At 71.7% G+C, this 1,359-nt stretch carries 2 protein-coding genes; both read left to right on the top strand.

Annotated features, from left to right (window positions below):
* Window positions 1-381, top strand: a 381-nt coding sequence (locus tag BIS11_RS17700; protein ID WP_253586741.1) for an iron ABC transporter permease, incomplete at its 5' end; no start/stop codon positions are given.
* 84 nt (window positions 382-465) lie between these two features.
* Window positions 466-1,359: iron chelate uptake ABC transporter family permease subunit (locus BIS11_RS17695; protein WP_253586742.1), on the top strand; the 894-nt coding region annotated here is incomplete at its 3' end.

The following is a 1,359-nucleotide window of genomic DNA, read 5'->3' as shown; positions in this document are numbered from 1 at the left end:
GTGGCGCTCACCGCCCGGCCTTTGGCCGCGCTGGCGCTGGGCGAGCGCGCCGCCTCCGGGCTTGGCCACCGTCCGGGGCTGATCCGCTGGATCGTGATCGGCTGCGTGGCGCTGCTGGTGGGGGCGGCCACGGCGATTGCCGGCCCCATCGCCTTCGTCGGCCTGGTGGTGCCCTTCGTCGCCCGGGCGCTCACCGGGCCGGACATTCGCCGCACGCTGTGGTTCTGCCTGCCGATCGGCCCTCTGATCGTGCTCGGCGCCGACATCGTCTCGCGGGTGGTAGTGGCGCCTTCGGAGCTGCCGCTTGGCGTGCTCACGGCGCTGTGCGGGGCGCCGGTGCTCATCGCGGTGGTTCGCGCCCGGCGCCTGCCCATGCTCTAATTCACTCAATGACCGACTATGGCAACCAAGACAACCTCCGCCCCCGGCTACCTCGAGGGCTTCTCGACAAGCCACCCGCGCCGCATGGCTGAGCGCAAGGCCACATCTGCGCTCACCCCGCCGGGCTACTGGCGCCTGGCCTGGCACTCGCGCGGCAACGCCCGCAGCGTGCTTATCGAGCGCCGCGCCGTGGCGGTCAACGCCGGGCTGGCGCTTGCCATCGCCGTGGTCGGCGTGCTCTACCTGAGCCTGGGCAGCGTGGCGGTATCGCCCGGCGAGGTAATCGCCGCGCTCACCGGGCGCGGTGACATGATGACCACCTTCATGGTCCAGGAGCTTCGCCTGCCGCGCCTGGCGGCGGCCTGCTTCACCGGCGCGGCCTTTGCCCTGGCGGGCGTGTTGATGCAGACCCTGGCGCGCAATCGCCTGGCGACCCCCGGCATCATCGGCATCGACAACGGCGCCACGGCCTTTGCGGTGGCCTCCATCCTGGGCATGGGGTTTTCCATCGCGCCCCCGGCCATGGCGCTGGCCGGCGCCACCACCGCCGCCGTGATCACCTTCGGGCTTTCCGCCGGCAGCGGCACTCAAGGGTATCGGTTCATCGTCGCCGGTATCGGCGTGGGGGCGGTGTTCGGTGCGCTCACCCAGTTCTTTCTCGCCAAGGTGCCCATCGATACCGCCAACGCCGCCTACCCCTGGACCGTGGGCACGCTCAACGCCCGCTCGGGGAGCGCGGTATGGCTTCTGGGCGTGGGGCTGGCGGTAGGGCTCTTGCTGGCCCTGGTGCTGGCGCGCTCGCTCTCGCTTCTGCGCTTCAAGGATGCGGTGGCCTGCGGGCTCGGGGTGAAGGTGCGTGCCTGCCGGCTGCAGGTGCTCGCGCTCTCCGTGGTGCTCACGGGGCTTGCGGTGGCGGTGGCGGGGCCGGTGGGCATGGTGGCGCTGATCGGTCCGGAGATCGCCCGCTCGCTCTCCAGC

The sequence above is a fragment of the Halomonas sp. 707D4 genome (genome assembly GCF_024158685.1).
Lineage (GTDB): Bacteria > Pseudomonadota > Gammaproteobacteria > Pseudomonadales > Halomonadaceae > Vreelandella.
The sequence above is the reverse complement of the archived record's forward strand: the minus strand, read 5'-3'. Positions and strand labels throughout refer to the sequence as shown.